Source organism: Pseudoduganella sp. GW821-FHT12E03 (assembly GCF_058807115.1).
In genome coordinates, this window is record NZ_JBXAQJ010000010.1 from 1 (window position 1) to 15,754 (window position 15,754).

The following is a 15,754-nucleotide window of genomic DNA, read 5'->3' on the forward strand; positions in this document are numbered from 1 at the left end:
CCCCCCCCCCCCCCCCCCCCCCCCCCCCCCCCCCCCCCCCCCCCGGCGGTACAGATTTACTGCCGTGCACTTTGCTGCCATACTGCCAACTCGTATAAACATTTTGGCAGCGCTCCCGCACTGCCCAAGCTGGCGGCGCGCATGGCAATCCTTTCCGAGATCACCCTTTATCCCATCAAATCCTGCGCCGGCATGGCGCTGCGTTCCGCGACCGTGACCCGCGCCGGGCTCATGACGGAACAGATTTATGACCGGGAATGGATGGTGGTCGACGAAAACGGCGTGGCCATGACGCAGCGCGACCATCCGCGCATGGCGCTGATCGTGCCGAAATTGAAAGCCGACACGCTGGAATTGCGCGCGCCGGGCATGTTGCGCCTGGAAATCGAACTCGGTTTGCCCGACCCGGAACTGGCGCCGACCCTGCAGGTGCAGGTCTGGGACGACACTGTGCTGGCCTACGATTGCGATGCCACCACGGCCGCGTGGTTTTCGAACTTCCTCGGCGTGCCGTGCCGCCTGGCGCGTTTCCACGCCAATGCCCAGCGCGCCGTTTCGACTAAATGGACCAGCGGCATTGAGGCGACAACCCTGTTCGCGGACGGGTATCCTGTCCTCGTGGCAGGCGCGGCATCGCTCGATGACGTCAACCAGAAACTGGTGGCGGCCGGACGCGCCGCGCTGCCGATGAACCGCTTCCGCCCGAATATCGTGATCGCCGGGGTGGATGCTTTTGAAGAAGATTACGCGGAATCGCTGCGCATTGGCGAGGTGCTGCTGAAACCCGTCAAGCCGTGTTCCCGCTGCCCGATGCCGTCGGTCGACCAGGCCACGGGGGAATTCGGCCCCGACCCGCTCGATATCATGCAGGGTTACCGGGCCCGGGAAGAAGTCGACGGCGCGATCTGCTTCGGCATGAATGCCATCGTCATTGAAGGCGATGGCCAGCGTTTGCAGGTGGGGCAGGAAATCGAGGTTACGCTGGCGTTTTGAGGGATGGACATGGCCCAATCGACAATGCCTGAACTGGCTGAAGTGCTGGCGGAAAACCAGGCGCTGCGCTCGCGCATGGCTTATTTGCTGGAGCAGGCCGAACGCAATCACTCGATCATGATGCGCCACCAGGCATTCGACCTGGATATTGTGAGCGCCGGCACGTTCCAGGAACTGGTCAGCACAATCTTCCGCAACCTGCCCATCATTTCCGACCTCGACGCCGTCACCCTGACCCTGCTGGACGAGGATGCCGACATCCACACCGTGATGGGCAAGCTGGGCGTCAATTTCGCGGAATTCCCGGATTTACTGTTTGCCGACAGCCTTGATGCGCTGGACATGGACCTGGGCGATCGCACCGTGGATGCCAGGCCGCCCAAGCCGAGCCTGTGCATGCACGACCCGCTGCGGCACGCGCATGCGTTTCCCAATCCACCGCACGGCTTGCAAAGCGTGGCGATGGTGCCGCTGTTGCGCAACAAGCGCATCATCGGCAGCCTGAACCTGGGCAGCCATGACCCGACGCGCTTCACGCCCAGCATGGCGACGGATTTCGTCGAACACATGGCGTCCATCATCGCGATCTGCCTGGAAAACGTCATCAGTAATGAAATGCTGAAGTACATCGGGCTGACCGATTCGCTGACGGGCGTCTATAACCGCCGCTACATGGACCGCCGCCTGCTGGAAGAAATTTCCCGCGCACGGCGCCAGGATTACGATATCTCGTTCATGTACATCGACATCGACCATTTTAAACGCGTCAACGACACCATCGGCCACCAGGGCGGCGATGAAGTGTTGCGCGAAGTGGCGGCCCGCATCAAGAATGAATTGCGCCTGTCCGATTCGCTGGCGCGCTTTGGCGGCGAAGAATTCGTGGTGTTGCTGATCAACGCCAACCTGGACAGCGCCGCCTTCGTGGCCGAGCGTATTCGCGCCGGCATTGCCGCCAGCATGATCGACGTGTCGGCCAGCGTGCAGATATCCGTCACGGCCTCGCTGGGCGTGGCGTGCCTGGACCGCAGCGTGCTCGATACGCCGGTGGAAGCGGCCGCGATGGAATTGATCGCGCAAGCCGATGCTGCGCTGTACCAGGCCAAGGATGGCGGACGGAACCGGGTGATCAGTTTCCGGCCAGTGGCCTGACATATTCCAACCGGGTGTTGGCCGCAAAAGCGTAGGGCGGTTTTCGTGGGGGGCGCCGAGCCCAGCGAAAGCCGCCATGCATGCGTCGCCGCCAGCGCCAGCAGCATGGCGGCCGCGCAGCGACCGCCCTACGGAATTACCGTGCCATCCCAGTTGACATCCGGGCCTGTCACGCCAGGAGCTGGCTCTCGGCCCGCGCCACCGCGTCGGCCGAGCCGCGCACGACGACCACATCCCCCGCTTCCAGTTCGGTATCCCCGGCGACACTGACCCCGCCCTTGCCGCGCCGGATCGATGCGACTTCGGCCCCAAGGCCGCGCAGTCCCAGATCGCGGATGCGCTTGCCGACACAGGATGCATTTTCCCCCAGCGGGATCGAGTGCAGCCGCACCAGGTCGCCATCTTCGCCGGCATCGCTGGCGCCGTGGAACCAGCCGCGCAACGATGCATAGCGCGCATCCCGCGCCGCCTGCACGCGGTGCACCACGCGCCGCAGCGGCACGCCCAGCATCACCAGCGCATGAGAAGCCAACATCAGGCTGCCTTCCATCAGTTCCGGCACCACTTCGGCGGCGCCGGCCGCTTTCAGGCGGTCGAGGTCGGTATCGTCGTGGCTGCGCACGATGACGGGCAAGGTCGGCGCCAGTTCATGCACCAGGTGCAGCACGCGCAGGGCGGACGGGGTGCTGGCATAGGTGATCACCACGGCGCTGGCGCGGTAAATGCCGGCCGCGACCAGGCTTTCGCGCCGGCCGGCGTCGCCATAGGATACGTTGGCGCCGGCGGTTTGCGCTTCCTGCACCCGCTCCGGGTCCAGGTCCAGCGCGTGGTAAGCGATATTTTCATCGGTCAGCAGGGTGGCCAGGCTCTGGCCGCTGCGGCCGAAACCAGCGACGATCACGTGCTTTTGCTGTGTCATGGTGCGCGAGGCGATCTTGGTCAGCGCCAGCGATTGCATCATCCATTCGTTGCTGGACACTTTCATGACCAGCTGGTCGGACTTGGCAATGATGAACGGCGCCAGCAACATCGACAGCACCATCGACGCCAGCACCACCTGCACGATGAACGGGTCCATCATGGAATTCCCGTCCGCCAGGTTCAGCAGGACGAAACCGAATTCACCGGCCTGCGCCAGCGCCAGGCCGGTGCGCATCGACACGCCGTCGGACGAGCCGAACAGCTTGGCCAGGCCGGCTATCAGGGCAAATTTCAGCAAGACCGGGCCGGCCAGCAACACCAGCACCAGCCACCAGTTGTCGATGACCAGCTTGACGTTGAGTAACATGCCAACGTTAATAAAGAACAGTCCCAGCAGCACGTCGCGGAACGGCTTGATGTCTTCTTCCACCTGGTGCTTGTATTCGGTTTCGGAAATCAGCATGCCGGCCACGAAGGCGCCCAGCGCCATCGACAGGCCAGCTTTTTCCGTGATCCAGGCCGCGCCCAGGGTGATCAGCAGCAGGTTCAGCATGAACAGCTCTTGCGAGCGGCGCTTGACGACGATGGTAAACCAGCCCCGCACCAGTTTCTGGCCCACGAACAGCAGCAGCACCAGCACCAGGGTGGCCTTGCCGGCCGCCCAGGCCAGCGTTTCCGCCAAGTCATCGGGGTTTTTCGCCAGCGAAGGAATCAGGATCAGCAAGGGCACCACGGCCAGATCCTGGAACAGCAGGATGCCGATGATCTTGCGGCCGTGTTCGCTTTCCAGTTCCAACCGCTCCGTGAGCATTTTCACCACGATCGCGGTGGACGACATGGCCAGCGCACCACCCAGCGCAAACGCGGCTTGCCAGCTGATGTGCAGGCCCGGCAATTGCACGGACAGGATCCAGCCCAGTCCCATGGCGGCCACGATGGTCAGCGCCACCTGCGCCATGCCGAGGCCGAACACGATGTTGCGCATGGCCATCAATTTAGGCAGCGAGAATTCCAGGCCGATGGAAAACATCAGGAAGACCACGCCGAATTCCGCGAGGATATGGCTCGCTTCACTCTGTTCGGCCAGCCCCAGCGCGTGGGGACCGATGACAATGCCGACGGCCAGATAGCCCAGCATCGGGGGGAGGTGCATCATCCTGAACGCGACCACGCCCAGTACAGCGCTGCCCAGCAGCAAGAGGGTCAGTTCAAGCGGAGAAAACATTCAGTCGTCGATCCAGGTGGCGGCGGTTCCGTTGTTATTCAGGACTGGCAAGTTTTTTGCTTACGCAATTCGGCTATACTTCCGGCATGAGTGTAACCGATGAAAAACCTATGCTGAAAGCTTTTGACAACAAGACCGCGGAGCGCGCGCTGCAACTGGCGCGCGAAACCCTGCAAATCGAGGGCGATGCCATCGCCGCCCTGCACGCCCGCCTGGCAACAGACGACAGCGTGGGCAAGGCGGTCGCTATGTTGCTTAATTGTAAAGGACGCGTTGTCGTGTCCGGCATTGGTAAATCCGGTCACATTGCCCGCAAGATTGCCGCCACCCTGGCGTCCACCGGCACTCCGGCCCTGTTCGTGCACCCGGCCGAAGCCGCGCACGGCGACCTGGGCATGGTGACGGCCGACGACGCGTTCATTGCGATTTCATATTCCGGCGAAAGTTCGGAATTGATGGCGATCCTGCCGGTCCTGAAACGCATGGGCGGCACCGTGATTTCCATTACCGGTAAGCCGGGCTCGAGCCTGGCGCAACTGGCCGACGTGCACCTGGACGTATCGGTGGAAAAAGAAGCGTGCCCGCTGAACCTGGCGCCGACCGCCAGCACCACCGTGACCCTGGCGCTGGGCGATGCACTGGCCGTGGCGCTGCTGGACTTGCGCGGCTTTAAGGAAGAAGACTTTGCCCGCTCGCACCCGGGCGGCGCGCTGGGCCGCCGCCTGCTGACCCACGTGCGCGACGTCATGCGCACCGGCGACGCGGTGCCGGCCGTCAAGGCCGATACCCGCTTGCCGGACGCGCTGCTGGAAATCACGCAAAAAGGCATGGGCATGACCGCCATCGTCGATGGCGACGGCAAGCCGCTGGGCGTGTTTACCGACGGCGATTTGCGCCGCATGATAGAAAAAGTGCAGGATTTCAGCCAAGTCGTGATCCGGGACGTCATGCACGTGAATCCGCACACGATTTCGCCGGACAAGCTGGCCGTGGACGCGGTCGCCATCATGGAACAATTCCGCATCAACCAGATGCTGGTGACGGACCAAGAGGGCAACCTGGTTGGCGCCCTGCATATCCACGACCTGACCCGTGCCAAGGTGATTTGATGAGCAAGGCTTACGATCTCGTGAACGTCGCGCGCGCCGCGAAAGTCAAACTGTTTATCTTCGACGTCGATGGCGTGCTGACCGATGGCAGCCTGCATTACGGTCCCGAAGGTGAAATGATGAAAACCTTTAACGTGCAAGATGGCCTCGGCATCAAGCTGCTGCAGGAAGCCGGCATCAAGACCGCCATCATCAGCGCGCGCCGCTCGGCTGTGGTGGTGGCGCGGGCGCGCGACCTGGGCATTGAATTCGTGCACCAGGGCGGCCACGACAAGCTGACGCCCTTCAAGGATTTGCTGGCCAAGACCGGCCTGAGCGAAGAAGAAGTGGCCTTTATTGGCGACGACGTGGTGGATTTGACGATCCTGTCGCGCGTTGGTTTCGCGGTGGCGGTACCGAATGCGCGCGTCGATGTGCTGAGCCGCGTGCACCACGTGACGGAGGCGCATGGCGGCCGTGGCGCGGTACGTGAAGTGTGTGAATTCGTGCTGCGGGCGACGGGCAACTATGACCGTGTCATGGCCCAGTTCCTGGTATGAACCCGGGTAAATAAGCATGCGCAAGGAAAAAACCGCTCACCGCTGGCGCCTGGGACTGACCCTGACGGCCGGCGTGCTGTTTGCGTGCGGCTCGTTCTGGCTGGTGCAATTGCTGAACCGCAGCGCCGATGACTTGCAGGCGGATTTGCGCGCCAATGAGCCCGATTACATCATTGAACGCTTTTCCGCCGTCCGCATGGGCAAGGATGGCAAGCCCAGTTACATCGTCTCCGGCGACAAGCTGGTGCACCGCCCGGTCGGCGATATCTCCGACATCGAGCAGCCGGTGGTGCGCAGCATGGGGGAAGGCCACCCACCGATGGATATTCATGCGGCGCGCGCGCGCGTGGATGAAAACAATACGCGCGTGACCCTGAAAGACAATGTGCGCGTGGACCGCGCCGCCAGCGGCAAGTCGGCCGCGATGGTGATGACCACGCAGGCGATGACGGTGTATCCGGACGAAGACCGGATGGAAACGGACCAGCCGGTGCAAGTGGTGCAGGGCGGCGCCAGCATGACGGCGCAAGGCATGCGCGCCAATAACGCGACGCGCGAAGTGCACTTGCAAGGCCGTGGTTCCATCGTGTTGCCACCCAAGGCGCAACCATAGCAACACATGGGTGCAGGGCCTTCAGGCCGGGCATCCACATATTAATACATGGGTGCAGGGCCTTCAGGCCGGGCATCCACATATCGGAAATGTGATATATGGCGATTAAATATATTGCGGCGGCAGCCGCGCTGCTGCTGGCGATCGGCGCCAGCCACGCGGAAAAGGCGGACTCGTACAAGCCGACGGAAATCCAGTACGACACGGCTGACCTCGACGACGTCAAGCAGATCCGCACCTTGCGCGGCAACGTCGTGCTCACGCGCGGCACCCTGCGCATGAAGTCCGACAAGGCGGTCGTGACGCAAGACCCGGAAGGCTACCAGCACGTGACGTTGACGGGCGTGCCGGGCAAGCCGGCCACGTTCCGCCAGAAGCGCGACGGCGACGGCGAGCAATGGGTTGAAGGCGAAGCCGAACGTATTGATTACGATGGCCGCATTGAACTGGTCAAACTGTTTTCAAAAGCCCGCATCAAGCGCCTGGAAGGCAGCCGTCCGAGCGATGAAGTGGCGGGGGAATTCATTTCCTATGACAGCCGCAAGGAATACTTCAGCGTGCGCAATACCGTGACCGGCGACAGCAAGCCGGGCGCGGGCCGCGGCACGATGGTGATTCAGCCGTCAGCCAAGCGTCCGCCGCCGGACGGCGCAACCCAGCCTGAGGCGGGGAAATAAGATGGCGCAGGCGGAAGTTCAAGCTGCGGCGCCAGTTGCGGCGCCCATGGCCAATTGCGGCAGTACCCTGCTGGTGCGCGGCCTGCAAAAATCGTATGGCAAGCGCCAGGTGGTGCATGACGTGTCGCTGCAAGTCGAATGCGGCGAAGTGGTGGGCTTGCTGGGGCCGAACGGCGCGGGCAAGACCACCTCGTTTTACATGATCGTGGGCCTGGTGCCGTCCGATGCGGGCAGTATCGAGATTGCCGGCAGGGATGTGTCGTCGATGCCGATCCACCAGCGGGCGGCGCTGGGCCTGTCCTACCTGCCGCAGGAAGCGTCGGTATTCCGCAAGCTGACGGTGGAAGAAAATATCCGCGCGGTGCTGGAGATCCAAAAGGTCAACGGCAAACCGCTGGCGAAGGCAGACATCGACGAGCGGCTGAACCGGCTGCTGGCGGACCTGCAAATCGAGAAATTGCGTGAAAACGCGGCGCTGTCCCTGTCTGGCGGCGAGCGCCGCCGCGTGGAAATCGCACGCGCCCTGGCCACCAATCCGCGCTTCGTGCTGCTCGATGAACCTTTTGCCGGCGTCGACCCGATTGCCGTCATCGAGATCCAGCGCATTGTCCGTTTCCTCAAGGAGCGCGGTATCGGTGTGCTGATCACTGACCACAATGTGCGCGAGACGCTGGGTATCTGCGACCGCGCGTACATCATCAACCAGGGCGCCGTGCTAGCCTCGGGCCGTCCGGACGACATCATCGCCGACGAATCCGTGCGCCGCGTCTACCTGGGTGAACATTTCCGTATGTAGGAACCATGAAACAGTCACTGCAACTTCGCACTTCGCAGCACCTTGCGCTGACTCCTCAGCTGCAGCAGTCGATCCGCCTGCTGCAATTGTCCACCCTGGAGCTGCATCAGGAACTGGAACAAATCCTCGGCGAAAACCCGTTGCTGGAACGCCTGGACGATCCGCTCGACCATTCGGTGCGCCTGCTGGCCGATGGCGCCATCAGCGCGCCGGTGCAAAACGGCGCGGAAGCCACGCCGGACACCTTGCAGCCGCCATCGGATGGCGCCGCGCCGGCCGATGGCGACGCCCCGCATGAAGGCGGGGCCGAGGGCGGCGAGGGCGACAACGCCGGCGCGGCCGACGGCGACAGCGACTGGAGCGATGTCGGCCGGGCCAAGAGTCCGGATGACGACGATTCCCGCCCGCAAATCGAAGCCAGCCACTGCACCCTGCGCGAACATTTGCTGGAGCAAATGCGCGTAACGGTGACGGAAGAGCGCGACCGCATCCTGATGGAACTGATCATCGATGCGCTCGACGACAACGGTTACCTCGAAGAGTCGCTGGAAGAAATCCATGCCCGCCTGCCGGAAGAAGCGGAAGTGGACTTCGATGAGCTGCGCACGTCGCTGACCTTGCTGCAAAGTTTTGATCCGGCCGGCGTGGGCGCGCGCAGCGCGTCCGAATGCCTGGCATTGCAAATCAGGCAAATGCCGAATGTGCCGCTGGTGACGCGCCGCATGGCGCTGGTCATCGTCGACAAGCACCTGACCTGGTTTGCCCAGCGCGAATTCAACAAGCTGAAAAAAGCCCTCGATTGCGACGATGAAGACTTGCGCGAGGCGCAAGCGGTGATTCGCCTGTGCAATCCCCATCCGGGCGCGGAATTCGCATCGGACGTGTCCGATTACGTGGTGCCGGACGTGATTGTGAAAAAAGCCCGCAACGGCTGGCAAGTGACCCTGAACAACGACGTCATGCCGCGCCTGCGCGTCAATGCGATGTATGCGAACTTGTTGAAGCAGGGCAAGAGCGAATCCGCGATGGGCGCACAGTTGCAGGAAGCCAAGTGGCTGATTAAAAACATGCGCCAGCGCTTCGACACGATCTTGCGCGTGGCCCAGGCCATCGTTGAGCGGCAAAAGAATTTCTTCTCGCACGGCGCGGTAGCGATGCGGCCCCTTGTGTTGCGTGAAATTGCTGATACACTGGGTCTACACGAGAGCACTATTTCTCGTGTAACAACTCAAAAATATATGCTCACGCCCCATGGCATGTTTGAGTTGAAATACTTCTTTGGCAGCCACGTCGCAACAGAAGCAGGAGGAGAGGCGTCCTCCACGGCGATACGGGCGCTGATCGTGCAATTGACAGGAGCAGAAGACCCTAAAAATCCATTATCCGACAGTAAGATTGCGGACATGCTGGGGGAACAAGGCATGGTAATTGCGCGACGGACTGTTGCCAAATATCGCGAAGCATTGAAAATCCCGCCCGTTAGTCTGCGCAAAGCTCTGTAGTGTTACTGGGTTCCCCTGCGCGCCACAGCATAACTGTGATACGTACGAACCTTCATCTTTAGGAGTGTGTATGAATCTCACCATCAGTGGACATCATCTCGAAGTGACCCCCGCGATTCGCGAATACGTGCAGAACAAACTGGAACGCGTAAAACGTCATTTCGATCAAGTAATTGATATTGCTGTCATCCTGACTGTAGATAACCTCACCGAGAAAGAGAAAAGGCAAAAAGCCGAGATCAATCTGCGAATGTCCGGCAAGACCGTGTACGTGGAAAGCCTGTCGCAAGACTTGTACGCTGCCATCGATACGCTGGTCGATAAACTGGATCGCCAGGTTATGAAATACAAAGGCAAGATACAAGAGCATAACCACACCGCGATCAAACACCTTCCGGATAATTACGACGAGTCGGCCGCCACCGCATAAGCGGTCCCCGATACTCGGACGAAAAGGGCGCAGTTGGCGCCCTTTTTTGCGCCTGTACTATTCCCATGGCGACGCTACAATAGCTTTCTTTCAATTCAGCGATGCCTGCCATGAGCGAACCAGTCGTGACACATGTCCTCACCCACATCAGCAACGGAACCGGGTTTATCACGTTGGACCGGCCGAAGGCATTGAATTCCCTGTCGCTCGACATGGTGCGCGCCATGACCGGCATCTTGCTGGCCTGGCGCGATGATCCGCAAGTGGCGGCAGTGGTGATCCGCAGCAGCAGTGAAAAAGCGCTGTGCGCCGGCGGCGATATCCGCTTTTTCCATGACGCCGGCAAAGCCACACCGCAGGGCGGCAGCGCGCTGCTGGAAGATTTTTTCACGGAAGAATATGCGCTGAACCACCTGATCCATTACTACCCGAAACCGTATATCGCCATCATGGATGGCGTGGTGATGGGCGGCGGCATGGGCATTGCGCAGGGCGGACCCGGCTGCGGCGTGCGCATCGTCACGGAGCGCACGAAAATGGCGATGCCGGAAGTGAATATCGGCTTGTTCCCGGATGTCGGCGGCAGTCATTTCCTGTCGCATGCACCGGGCCAGCTGGGACGCTATCTCGGCGTCACGGGCGTGACGGTGGGCGCGGCCGACGCGCTGTACGCGGACCTGGCCGACCACTTCGTGCCAGTGGCGCAATTGCCGGCGCTGGCGGCGTTGCTGGCAGCGACGCCGGGCGCGCAACTGGTGCAGGCGATTGCCGATTTTGCCGCGCCGTTCCGCGCGCAGGCCGGCGTGGCCGTGATGGAAACCCAGTTCGATGCGATTGAACGCCATTTTGCGCCGGAAACCGTGGCCGAGATGATGGCTTCCCTGGCCGGCGACAGCGATGAATTTGCGCAGAAAACCCTGAAGCTCATGCAGGGCCGCTCGCCCCTGATGATGTGCGTGACCCTGGCGCTGCTGGACCGCGGCGAATCAATGAGCGTGGCCGATTGCCTGCGCATGGAGCGCAATGTGGTGCGCCGCAATTTCGAACACGGCGAAGTACTGGAAGGCGTGCGCGCGCTGGTGATCGACAAGGACAACGCGCCGAAGTGGTCACCCGCCTCGCTCGACGACGTGACGCCGGCCATGGTGGAGCGCTTCTTTGAACCGGCGTGGCCTGTCTGGGCGCATCCGCTGCGCCACCTGGCATGATGGCAGGCGCATGACGCTCGACCGGCTCGATACGCAGATCCTGAACATCCTGCAGGACGACGCCAGTGTCCCGTTGCGGACACTGGCGCAGCAAGTGCACGCCTCCGTTGCCACCTGCCAGCGCCGCATCGCGCAATTGCGCGCCAGCGGCATCCTGCTCAAGGACGTCGCGCTGGTGGACCGGGTGCGGGTCGGGCGGCCGTTGACGATTTTCGTGCAGGTCGAACTGGACCAGCAAAATACGGCGCTGTTGAAGCAGTTTGAAGCGCTGATGCGGGGCGAGCCGGACGTGATGGCGTGCTATGAAGTGGCCGGCGAGTTCGACTTCATGCTGGTGATGACGGCCGCTTCGATGGAGTCGTATCACGAACTGACGCGCCGGCTGTTTACGTCAACTAACAATATCCGCAACTATAAAAGCCTGTTCGCGATGAATTGCGCGAAGTTCGAGACCAGGGTGCCTTTGGAATAATTTCCCGCCGCGCCACCGCATTTGGAAAAAATGTCTCACCGCGCATCCGTATCATGAGGCCTCGCATCCACCACCACGAGGACACCATCATGATTGACCATGCATCCATCGGCGCCAGCGACCTGGCCCGCTCCATCGATTTTTATACCGCTTGCCTGGAGACCTTGGGTTATACCTTGCAGCACCGTGATGCGGGACAAGCCATTTATGGCGAAGACGGCAAATGGAGCTTTGCCTTGTACCCTGCCGCGCCGGATGCGCCGCTGGTGGGCAGCCGCACCCACATCGCATTTACAGCGCCTTCGCAGGCGGCGGCGCGCGCCTTTTATGACACGGCGCTGGCGCGCGGCGCCACCAAACTGCGCGAGCCGGGCTTGCGGCCCGATATCAACGACGCGTATTACGGGATGATGATCCAGGACCTCGATGCGCACAGCATCGAGGTGGTGCACTGGAGCCGTTAAGTCAAGGCAGGCGCGGTCAGGATTGTTCGCGGTGGCGCAGCACCACGCGCTCGCTGTGATGGAAGTGGCGCGCCAGCCGTTCCGCCATGTAGACGGAACGGTGCTGGCCGCCGGTGCAGCCGATCGCCACCGTCAGGTAGCTGCGGTTGTCGCCCTTGAATGAGGGCAGCCACTTGGTAATGAAGTCGCGGATATCCTTGAACATTTCCTCGGCGCTGGGCTGCGCATCGAGGAACGCAATCACGGGCGCATCGCGGCCCGTCATGGGGCGCAGCGCGAGGTCGTAATACGGATTCGGGATCGCGCGCACGTCAAACACAAAATCGGCGTCGAGCGGCACGCCCAGCTTGAACGCGAACGATTCAAAGAACACCGTCAATGGCGCATTTTCGCTTTGCACCAGGTCTTTGACCCAAGCGCGCAGTTTATTGGCGCTCAATTCCGACGTATCAATCACATGTCCGAGCTGCTCGATGGCCGACAGCCGTTCCCGTTCTTCCAGGATGCATTCGATCAGGGTGCGGCGCGCGGCCGGGTTGTGGCCCGGCTTTAATTCATGCGACAGCGGGTGGCTGCGGCGCGTTTCCGAGAAGCGGGCCACCAGGGAGTGGGTATTCGCCGTTAGGAACATGATTTTCACGTCATGGCCCTGTACGCGCAGGTCGCTGACGACGCCGGGCAGGCTGGCCAGCGACTGGGAGCTGCGTGCATCGACCGCCACCGCCAGCGCCTGGGCGCCTTCATCGGTCAACTGGGTGACCAGTTGGGCCAGCAAGGCGGGCGGCAGGTTATCGACGCAGTAGTAGCCCGTGTCTTCGAGGACGTTCAGGGCGACGGATTTTCCGGAGCCGGATATACCGGTAATAAGCACGATTCGCATAGGTATTGATAATACCTCAATGCTTGCTGATAGTGCATCACCGATGCGGGGCAGTCCGCCGTGTTTAATCGCCGGACATCGCCTGGCGCTGGCGCTCCATGAATTCCTGTAAGGTGTCGATGCCCCGCAGTTGCAGAATGGTATTGCGCACCGCGGCTTCCAGCAGCACCGCGATGTTGCGGCCGGCCGCCACCGGGATCACGACTTTGCGGATCGGCAGGCCCAGCACATCTTCGGTCGGGAACTGGAACGGCAGGCGCTCGACTTCTTCTTCCAGCGCGGAACGGCGCACCAGGTGCACGATGAGTTTCAGGCGCATCTTGCGGCGCACGGCGGTTTCACCAAAGATGGCTTTAATGTCCAGCAAGCCCAGCCCACGGACTTCCAGCAAGTTTTGCAGCAGGGCGGGACAGCGGCCCTCGATCATGTTGGGCGCGATGCGGGCAAATTCCACCGCATCGTCCGCCACCAAGCCGTGGCTGCGGGAAATCAGCTCCAGGCCCAGTTCGGACTTGCCCAATCCGGAATCGCCCGTGATCAGCACGCCCACCCCCAGCACATCCATGAACACGCCATGCATGATGATGCGTTGCGCCAGTTTTTTCGACAGGTAGACCCGCAGGAAGTCGATCACCTGCGCGGCCGGCAGCGGGGTGGAAAACAGGGGGATGTTTTTTTCGTCGCAGATCGCGAGGATGTCCGGCGGTGTTTCCAGGCCCTGTGCGATGATCAGCGCGGGCGGGCCGCCGGCAATCAGTTCGCCAATCACATGGGCGCGCGTCAGGGATTTCAGGCGCTGGTAGTAATTGATTTCCTGGTGCCCGAAAACCTGGATGCGGCCCGGGTGGATGGTGTTCAAGTGGCCGACCTGGTCGGCGGCCGAGGCGACGTCGCCGGAAATCAGGCGTTCGCCGCCGGGAAATCCGGCGAACCACCCCAGCTGCAAACTTTCACGATTGTCGTCATACAGGCGTTGGATCGTCAGTGGCGTTTGCAGCATGGTTGTTTAATTCAAGATGGCAACTCCGACAGTTTAACCTGCTGCCTGCAACGTTGGTTGCCAATTCACGATACGCGTATATACGGATTGCGGATCGGGGTCGGTGCCCAGTGCCGTACGGAAGGCGTCATCGGAAAACATTTCCGCGATTTCCGACAGGATTTCCAGGTGCTGCTGCGTCACGTGATCGGGAATCAGCAGGAAGAACAGCAGGCTGACCGGCTTGCCATCGGGCGACTCAAATGGAATCGGCTCGGCCAGCCGGACAAACGCCGCCAGCGGCGACTTCAAGCTCTTCATTCCTTTGATGCGCCCGTGCGGCACAGCCACGCCATGACCCAGTCCGGTCGACCCGAGGCGCTCGCGCGCGAACAGGTTATCGGAGACGGTCGAGCGGGCGATGCCGCAATTGTTTTCGAAGATCAGGCCGGCTTGCTCGAAAGCTCGTTTCTTGCTGGATACTTCTAAATCCAGTTGAACGTTTTCGAGTGAAAGGATTTTGCTCAGGTTGTTCATAACGCGACGTGGAATGGTGCGGCGCACAAAGGTGGCTTGCGAGCAGAATTATAGGCTTGTTTTTCAGCCGTGTAACATGAATTCGCGAGAGCCAGGGTTCACGCCGCTATCCGCCGCAGTCCGCCAAGGGCAGGCCGTAGCATTGTTAAAAAAACACACTGGCACGGGAAAGCATTCCGCACGCACTTTTCAAGGTAAACGCCAGATATTTACCTGAGGGAGTGCGGTTTCGCCAACTTTTCAACGTCTATCTGAGTTAACGGCAGCAGCTTTGAAAACTGCAATAGTTCTTGACTCATTGTAAGACAATTTTGAGGCAGGTGATACACGGCTGCATTTGTATACGCTAAAAACTGACACAGTCTGGCGCACGGGGGGAGCCGGCGGCGCATGCGATGTAACACTGATATGGAGGCGGCACCGAGGGGGCGCAAGGGGGGGGCGGGGTTTCCCCGCCCCCTTGGGGGAGGTAAAGCTTAAAACCGGGCGTACTTTCGGCGGACTTCCCGGCGGATTCCGGTGGATCTTAGCGGCCCCGCGCGTACTTGGCCCAGAAGCCGCGCGGCTCCTTGCCGGCGTCGTCGCCGGGCTCGGCCGGCACGCTATGCTCGAGGTGCTGGACTTTTTCTTCCAGCATTTTGATCAGCTGGTCTTTATCGTCGAGGCGGGCGCGCATCTCGCTGGTGACCTGGTCTTTGACTTTCCGCAACTCCGCTTCCAGCGTGATGATGCGCTCCAGCGAATGAATGCGTTCCTCCATGATCCGGAACAGGCTGTCATCTTTCGGCGCGTCATGGAAATTGGACAAGCCATGGGCGTCGGGATTGGCCGTTGCCGGAATCAATGGGGCGCCATGTGCATCGTTATTGGTTCCGTGCAGGAATAACTGCCCATAGACGCGTATCAACTCGGCCGTGTCGAGTACCGATTCGCCATTGGGCGATACCGCTTTGTGTAAACGCCCCCGGTCGATATCGCGGTACAGCGTTGCCCGGCCACGCCGTACCATGCGGGCAGCTTCAGAAATGGAAACCAGCATCAGAATCCCTGTCAAAAAGAAATGGCCATGATGAAAACGGCGTCGAATCGACGCCAGCGGTTTTACCAGTGAATTGCAATGTTGTCTTAAAAACCATTGCTGCCGGCATCCAGGCGGCGCCGGTTCAAATGATAGTACTCCCGAAGTTCCGCGTAATTCAAGCACTTTGTTGCTGAGCTAAAACAGTGAATTCTCACGGAATATCACTTAACAAACAT

17 protein-coding genes are annotated in these 15,754 nt (G+C 61.1%); 12 read left to right on the forward strand and 5 right to left on the reverse strand.

Features of this window, described 5'->3' with window-relative positions:
• Nucleotides 1-141 precede the first annotated feature (141 nt).
• Nucleotides 142-993, forward strand: coding sequence for an MOSC domain-containing protein (locus AC1RRC_RS23795; protein ID WP_493058022.1), 852 nt, complete (start codon nucleotides 142-144; stop codon nucleotides 991-993).
• A 9-nt stretch (nucleotides 994-1,002) separates the two neighbouring features.
• Entirely contained in the window at nucleotides 1,003-2,145 is a 1,143-nt protein-coding gene (locus AC1RRC_RS23800; RefSeq protein ID WP_493058023.1) for a GGDEF domain-containing protein, read from the forward strand.
• A 169-nt stretch (nucleotides 2,146-2,314) separates the two neighbouring features.
• On the opposite strand, the gene AC1RRC_RS23805 is transcribed toward AC1RRC_RS23800, so the two are convergent.
• Complete coding sequence (locus tag AC1RRC_RS23805) at nucleotides 2,315-4,291, reverse strand: monovalent cation:proton antiporter-2 (CPA2) family protein (protein ID WP_493058024.1); 1,977 nt, start codon at nucleotides 4,289-4,291, stop codon at nucleotides 2,315-2,317.
• A gap of 110 nt (nucleotides 4,292-4,401) precedes the next feature.
• Between AC1RRC_RS23805 and AC1RRC_RS23810 the strand changes: the two genes are divergently transcribed.
• The 10 genes from AC1RRC_RS23810 (at nucleotide 4,402) to AC1RRC_RS23855 (ending at nucleotide 12,101) form a co-directional block, all read left to right on the forward strand.
• Complete coding sequence (locus AC1RRC_RS23810) at nucleotides 4,402-5,400, forward strand: KpsF/GutQ family sugar-phosphate isomerase (protein ID WP_493058025.1); 999 nt, start codon at nucleotides 4,402-4,404, stop codon at nucleotides 5,398-5,400.
• Nucleotides 5,400-5,939 (forward strand): KdsC family phosphatase, encoded by a 540-nt coding sequence (locus AC1RRC_RS23815; RefSeq protein WP_493058026.1) that lies wholly within the window; start codon nucleotides 5,400-5,402, stop codon nucleotides 5,937-5,939. The genes AC1RRC_RS23810 and AC1RRC_RS23815 overlap by 1 nt, the downstream gene beginning before the upstream one ends.
• A 16-nt stretch (nucleotides 5,940-5,955) precedes the next feature.
• Nucleotides 5,956-6,552 carry an LPS export ABC transporter periplasmic protein LptC gene (lptC, locus tag AC1RRC_RS23820; RefSeq protein WP_493058027.1) on the forward strand — a complete coding sequence of 199 codons (597 nt, stop codon included), beginning with the start codon at nucleotides 5,956-5,958 and terminating at the stop codon, nucleotides 6,550-6,552.
• A gap of 98 nt (nucleotides 6,553-6,650) precedes the next feature.
• A complete protein-coding gene (gene lptA, locus AC1RRC_RS23825) occupies nucleotides 6,651-7,229 on the forward strand; it encodes a lipopolysaccharide transport periplasmic protein LptA (RefSeq protein ID WP_493058029.1) in 579 nt (192 codons plus the stop codon).
• Between the two features lies 1 nt (nucleotide 7,230).
• Nucleotides 7,231-8,025 (forward strand): LPS export ABC transporter ATP-binding protein, encoded by a 795-nt coding sequence (lptB, locus tag AC1RRC_RS23830; RefSeq protein ID WP_493058030.1) that lies wholly within the window; start codon nucleotides 7,231-7,233, stop codon nucleotides 8,023-8,025.
• A gap of 5 nt (nucleotides 8,026-8,030) precedes the next feature.
• A complete protein-coding gene (locus AC1RRC_RS23835; RefSeq protein WP_493058031.1) occupies nucleotides 8,031-9,527 on the forward strand; it encodes an RNA polymerase factor sigma-54 in 1,497 nt (498 codons plus the stop codon).
• A gap of 70 nt (nucleotides 9,528-9,597) precedes the next feature.
• Complete coding sequence (hpf, locus tag AC1RRC_RS23840; RefSeq protein WP_493058032.1) at nucleotides 9,598-9,957, forward strand: ribosome hibernation-promoting factor, HPF/YfiA family; 360 nt, start codon at nucleotides 9,598-9,600, stop codon at nucleotides 9,955-9,957.
• A 110-nt stretch (nucleotides 9,958-10,067) separates the two neighbouring features.
• Entirely contained in the window at nucleotides 10,068-11,165 is a 1,098-nt protein-coding gene (locus AC1RRC_RS23845) for an enoyl-CoA hydratase/isomerase family protein (protein WP_493058033.1), read from the forward strand.
• Nucleotides 11,166-11,175: 10 nt separating this feature from the next.
• On the forward strand, nucleotides 11,176-11,637 hold the full coding sequence (locus AC1RRC_RS23850; protein WP_493058034.1) for an Lrp/AsnC family transcriptional regulator: 462 nt from the start codon (nucleotides 11,176-11,178) through the stop codon (nucleotides 11,635-11,637).
• Nucleotides 11,638-11,726: 89 nt separating this feature from the next.
• Nucleotides 11,727-12,101, forward strand: a complete 375-nt coding sequence (locus AC1RRC_RS23855; RefSeq protein WP_493058035.1) for a VOC family protein — start codon at nucleotides 11,727-11,729, stop codon at nucleotides 12,099-12,101.
• A 16-nt stretch (nucleotides 12,102-12,117) separates the two neighbouring features.
• Here the strand turns inward: AC1RRC_RS23855 and rapZ are convergent, their stop codons facing one another.
• The 4 genes from rapZ to AC1RRC_RS23875 form a co-directional block, all read right to left on the reverse strand.
• The gene (gene rapZ, locus AC1RRC_RS23860) at nucleotides 12,118-12,981 is read right to left on the reverse strand and encodes an RNase adapter RapZ (RefSeq protein WP_493058036.1); all 864 of its coding nucleotides are present in this window, start codon (nucleotides 12,979-12,981) and stop codon (nucleotides 12,118-12,120) included.
• A 64-nt stretch (nucleotides 12,982-13,045) separates the two neighbouring features.
• Nucleotides 13,046-13,981 carry an HPr(Ser) kinase/phosphatase gene (hprK, locus tag AC1RRC_RS23865; protein ID WP_154375133.1) on the reverse strand — a complete coding sequence of 312 codons (936 nt, stop codon included), beginning with the start codon at nucleotides 13,979-13,981 and terminating at the stop codon, nucleotides 13,046-13,048.
• A 33-nt stretch (nucleotides 13,982-14,014) separates the two neighbouring features.
• The gene (locus AC1RRC_RS23870) at nucleotides 14,015-14,497 is read right to left on the reverse strand and encodes a PTS sugar transporter subunit IIA (RefSeq protein WP_493058299.1); all 483 of its coding nucleotides are present in this window, start codon (nucleotides 14,495-14,497) and stop codon (nucleotides 14,015-14,017) included.
• Nucleotides 14,498-15,023: 526 nt separating this feature from the next.
• Nucleotides 15,024-15,536, reverse strand: coding sequence for a hypothetical protein (locus AC1RRC_RS23875; protein WP_493058037.1), 513 nt, complete (start codon nucleotides 15,534-15,536; stop codon nucleotides 15,024-15,026).
• Nucleotides 15,537-15,754 lie beyond the last annotated feature (218 nt).